Source organism: Agarivorans sp., from assembly GCF_050295395.1.
Taxonomy (GTDB): domain Bacteria; phylum Pseudomonadota; class Gammaproteobacteria; order Enterobacterales; family Celerinatantimonadaceae; genus Agarivorans.
In genome coordinates this window covers 1-5,508 of sequence record NZ_JBNKPP010000104.1, presented here as the reverse complement: position 1 = coordinate 5,508, position 5,508 = coordinate 1, and the positions used below count along the sequence as shown (strand labels likewise).

Genomic DNA, 5,508 nt, shown 5'->3' with positions numbered 1-5,508 from the left:
TTCCCACCCATATTCGTTCTATCAACAAACTTATCAAAAAATACAAAGACTTGGCTACTCATCTTTGCGTGGTTTATGAAGCTGGCCCTTGTGGATTTTGGTTATACCGTCATTTAGTGAAACACGGTATTGAATGTTGGGAACAAATAAACTAGACACCCATTCTAAAAACAAAAACCTCTCACACTCTCGATAGCCAAGATGACGCTTTTAAATCCCATCATCTTCGCCGCGTAGCGCAAATGAACAAGGGAGCAAAGTTGAAGTCTGTTTGAGCGTAGCGAGTTACTTCAACGCCCTTGAGAATGCGCAACGCAGGGTTTAAGAAGATGCAGGGCGAGCTTTCTTTTTGCTTCGTTTTTCTTTGCTCGCCAAAGAAAAATGACGTCGCCGTAGGCGAAAGCTTTTGTCCCGTTACTAACACAGAATGAGGCAAAAACCTTTTAGAAGATAACATCGAAAAATCTTGGGATTTCAAACGTAACATACTAATTTATATTAAATCACCGTACGGTCCCTCTCACAGTCCCTTCTGTATACAGCTGATTTATATAGACTTTAAATATAACAAAGGCTGCTCTATTACTAGAGCAGCCTTTGTTTCTTTTAAAAGCCCGGCGAATTAGCCGGGCTTTCAGTGCAACACATAGTTATTAATCCGCTACGGTTTCACCCTCTAGGTGAGCCACACTTGGCACTGGTTTATGGTTAGCGCCAAAGTAAGAATAAATCACCGGCAATACAAACAAGGTGAACACAGTACCAATCGACAGACCGGCACAAATCACCATACCAATATCGAAACGCGCCGCAGCACCTGGGCCCACCGCTAGCAATAGCGGAATCAAACCGGCCACCATCGAAATAGTGGTCATTAAGATAGCGCGTAAGCGGATCCGCGCGGCATGACGAATTGCTGTCATTTTATCTTCACCACGTAGGATTTGCCGTTCTTTGGCCACCTCACACATCAAGATACCGTGTTTGGTAATCAAACCCACTAGGGTGATCATACCAATCTGGGTATAGATATTAAGCGTCGCTAAGCCCCAGCCCATCATCAGTAAGGCACCACAAATCGCCAAAGGTACCGAAACCATAATCACAATTGGGTCCCGAATACTTTCAAACTGAGCGGCCAATACCAAGAAGATAATCGCCAATGCTAAACCAAAGGTGGTAAATAAGGCCGAACCTTCTTGCACATACTGGCGAGATTCCCCTTTGTAATCAAAGCCATAACCTTTAGGCAAAATGTCATTGGCTTTTTGCTCAAGGAAGGCCAAGGCGTCACCCATGGTTTGCCCGGGCATCAACGCGCCATTCAGGGTTATGGAGTTAGTTTGGTTCATCTGCAACAGTGACTCAGGCTGACCACGTAAATCCCATTCAATAAGGTTGCTCAGTGGCACGGCGCTGCCGTCTACGGTTTTCACATAGAACTGCTCAATGCTTTCTGGGCTTAAACGATCCACCCGCTTAACTTGAGGGATCACCTCGTAAGAGCGCCCATCATAGTTAATGTGGTTGATGTAACCATCACCCATTAAGGTGCCTAAGGTATTCGCAATATCAACCATCTTCACGCCATAAGCACCGGCTTTATCACGGTTAACATTAATGTTTAGCGTGGCGGTTTCAAACTTAGTATCAAGGTCACTAAAGACAAAGTAACCACTTTGCATCGCCGCTTGTTGTAACTCTTGAGCCAGACTCACCAAGGTGCGGTAATCCCCCGGGCCTTGCAGAACAAACTGCACCGGAAAGCCACCACTGGCACCGGGCAATACTGGCAAGGGGAACGAGGCCACTGACACGCCGGCAATATCGGCAGATTTCTGTTGAATCGCTTTCACTAGAGTATCTTGATCCATGGTGCGCTGTTCCCACAGCGTGGTATTCAAGAAACCTAAGCCCTGGGTAGAACTGGGAATGCCGGCCAAGGTAAAGGCGCTGGCGATGTCTTCTAGTTCCATACCCTTCATGCCCACTTCGGTGGTATAAGCGTCCATATAATCGAGGTTCGCACCGGCAGGGCCAGTCACCATGATCATCGCGGCGCCTTTATCTTCTGCTGGAGCCAATTCGCTAGGAATGATTTTCAACAAAGGATACAACGAGCCCATTACGATTAAGGCAAATACCAATATCACCGGACGGTTATTCAGTACCCCGCCAACCAGCTTGTCATAGCCGCTATCTAGTTTATCTAAAAACTTATGTACGCCCTGCTCAAAGCCACCCGGATTAGGATTGTGTTTTAACAAGACCGAACACATCACCGGTGACAAAGTTAAGGCCACAAAGCCCGACACAACTACGGCACCAGCTAGGGTTAAGGCAAACTCGGCAAACAATACCCCAGTTAAACCCTCTACCATAGCAATCGGAGAATACACCGCCGCTAGGGTAATGGTCATGGAGATGACCGGCAAAGCAATTTCACGGGTTCCAACAATGGCGGCGTCAAAAGGCTTCATCCCCATACGGATATGCCGATCCACGTTTTCCACCACCACAATGGCGTCATCCACCACCAGACCAATCGCCAATACCATCGCCAGTAAGGTTAATAGGTTTAACGAGAAGCCCATGGCCTGCATGGCCAAACAGACCCCAACCAAAGACAAAGGAATCGCAATCACCGGAATTAATACCGCACGCAAACTCCCCATAAACAAGAAGATCACCACCACCACAATTACCGTAGCTTCTATAATGGTGCTTAATACTTCGTTAATTGAAGACTCGATGTATTCGGTTGAATCATAGAGTACTTTCATGTCCATGTTATCGGGCAAGTTAGCTTCAATATCGGGTAACATGTCTATAATAGCTTTGGCTACCGTCAAAGGGTTAGCCGTTGGAGTGGGGTCAATTGCCACCACCACTGCAGTTTGGCCATCACCTTTGGCTCTCACCGTTTCCCGCGCCGCAGACAACTCCACCTCGGCCACATCGCTCAAACGCACAATGCCACTACCACTACGGGCAACGATTAGCTGTTCAAACTCAGCCTTGGTTTTTAAGTCGGTATCAGCTTCTACGTTATAAGTGAAGAAACGACTCTTCGCCTGTCCGGGGGCAGATCTATAGTTGTTGTTTTGCAGCGCTCCCACTACTTCGGCAGCGGTAAGTTTGTAGTTAGCTAATTTCACTGGGTCCAACCATACCCGCATCGACAACGCTGGCCCATACACATTGGCCTTAGCCACACCGGTTACGGTGACCATTTGCGGTTGTACGTTTCGGTTAACGTAGTCCACGATCTGTGCCGATTTTAGCTCATCACTGGTAAGCGCGATGTACATAATAGAAGTACTAGAGCCGGTAGAACGCGCGATGTTAGGGTCTAGCGCTTCACTGGGCAAACTGGCCCGTACCGCATTCACCTTAGCCATAATCTCCGACAAGGCGGCATCGGGATCGGAACCGGTTTTCATGTAAGCGGTAATGGTACTGCTACCCATGGCCGACGTTGACTCTAAAAAGTCTAGGTTGTCGGCCTCGGCAATCGATTGTTGCAAAGGCTGAGTAATGAAGCCCTGAATCACCTCCGCTGGCGCACCGTAATAAGCGGTGGTAACGGTAATCACCGTATTGGTTAACTCTGGGTATTCACGGATTTGCAGCTTAAATACCGCCTGAACTCCCACAATAAGCAATAGCAAGCTTAAGGATAGAGCGAGTATCGGCCGCCGAATAAAAGTATCGGTAAATCTCATAAGCTAAGCTCCTAATCCTTTGGCAAGCTTTGGTCGCGTTGTAGGAAGCTGTCTTCCACAATGCGCACTTTGGCTCCATTGCGTAAGCGTACCTGACCCGATACCACGACCTGTTCACCGGCTTTCACGCCTTTAGCAATCACCGCGCTATCACCACGACGTTCCGCCACCGTTACCGAACGTTGCTTAGCAATTAAGCTTTCGCTGCCATCGTCTGCAGTCTGCTTCTCAACCACGTAAACTGATTCACCGTAGAGCGAGAAAGACACTGATTGCTGAGGAATCACTACCTGATTCGGCTGCACTTCTTGCCAGATGCGTACCGTGGCATACATGCCAGAACGCAATAAACCATCGGCATTAGGAATGGTAGCCTGCACCTGAATCACCCCGCTTTGTACATCAACGGTGGGTTCAATGGCGGTAATTTTGCCTTTAAACCACTGCTCTGGATAAGCATCGGTATTCAGCTCAATTTCGGTGCCCAAGCTAATTCGAGAAATCTCTTTTTGCGGCACAATAAAGCGCAACAACATGTGTTCAAGATTTTCTAAACGCGCAATATCGCTACCCGCTTGCAGATACTCACCCAAGTTAATTTGACGAATCCCCATCACCCCATCAAAGGGCGCACGAATATCACGGCGCTCAATGGTGGCCTTAAGGGCCTCGATGTCGCTAACCAAGGCTAAGTAGTTCGCTTCTGAATCATCAAACTGCGTTTGCGATACCGAGCCGCGCTCTAACAAGGTGCGGTTACGCTCCAATTGACGCTTAATCGCTGGAAGCTTGGCCTCGGCACTGGCCAAGTTGGCTTTTTCAACATCGGCTTCCAGGCTAACTAATAAGTCACCCGCTTGCACCCGATCACCCGAAGCAAAATGAATCTTATCCACCAAGCCGGCTACCGAACTGCTCAAATTCACCCCTTGAAAGGGTTCGATAAAACCAATTGACTCAATCATCGATTGCCAATCTTGAGCCTTGGCTTCTGTCACTTCTACAGGCGATTCAGGTATTGTTAGATTTGCCATGTATTGAGCAATCATTTTTTGCTTAAAGTGGTAAAAACCAAACACGCTACCAAATAGCAGAAGTGCCACGGCAAGCATGATTGCCATCCATTTTTTCATGTTCCCTACTCCATATCACTTAAGGGTGTACGGTAATAGCATCCCAGCTAGCTAATAGCGCCACATCCATGTCTTGCTGTGAAAAATTAACATCCCGCAAATGCGAGAAACGACAGATTTCGTATAACGAACCAAATGCCAAGGCATACAACATTTCGCTTGGTAAGGCTTTAAAGCACCCCTGCTCCACACCTTTTTCGAAGAACAGTTTAACCGGCTCAAATAGCTCTTGGATTAATTGTTTATGACGCGTATTTCGCGGCAAGGTTTCTAAATGAGCCCACAAACGCTGCACATTGGCATTACTTTGCTGATAACTAAAATCGTTGCGCCATAATTGATGATGCTGCTGTTTTAAACTGGCATTGAAGTCTACATCGGCCAAAAATGCTTCGGCAAACAAACGTAAATTACGTTCATGTAACTCGCTCATTAAGGTGTCTTTATCTTTGAAATACAGATAAATAGTTCCAGTGGCCAGCTTCGCCTGTTTGGCTACTCGGTGCATCGACAAGCCCTCTACACCAAAACGGCTAACTAAGGTTTCGGCGGCCATTAATATGCGTAAGCGTTTGTCTGTAATCATAAAAGATGTCTAGTACGGTTTGAGTTGGCGATTATATAAGCAGCAATGAAACATGCAATGAATA

The 5,508-nt window shown here is 47.1% G+C and carries 3 protein-coding genes; all 3 read right to left on the bottom strand.

The annotated features are described in order from the left end of the window. Positions 1-653: 653 nt before the first annotated feature. The 3 genes from ACQY6Q_RS06485 to ACQY6Q_RS06475 are packed head-to-tail and all read right to left on the bottom strand — an operon-like array spanning position 654 to position 5,444. Positions 654-3,725, bottom strand: a complete 3,072-nt coding sequence (locus tag ACQY6Q_RS06485) for an efflux RND transporter permease subunit (protein ID WP_427979288.1) — start codon at positions 3,723-3,725, stop codon at positions 654-656. Between the two features lie 11 nt (positions 3,726-3,736). Continuing rightward, entirely contained in the window at positions 3,737-4,858 is a 1,122-nt protein-coding gene (locus ACQY6Q_RS06480) for an efflux RND transporter periplasmic adaptor subunit (protein WP_427979285.1), read from the bottom strand. A 19-nt stretch (positions 4,859-4,877) separates the two neighbouring features. Further along, positions 4,878-5,444, bottom strand: a complete 567-nt coding sequence (locus ACQY6Q_RS06475) for a TetR/AcrR family transcriptional regulator (RefSeq protein ID WP_427979282.1) — start codon at positions 5,442-5,444, stop codon at positions 4,878-4,880. Between the last annotated feature and the right edge of the window lie 64 nt (positions 5,445-5,508).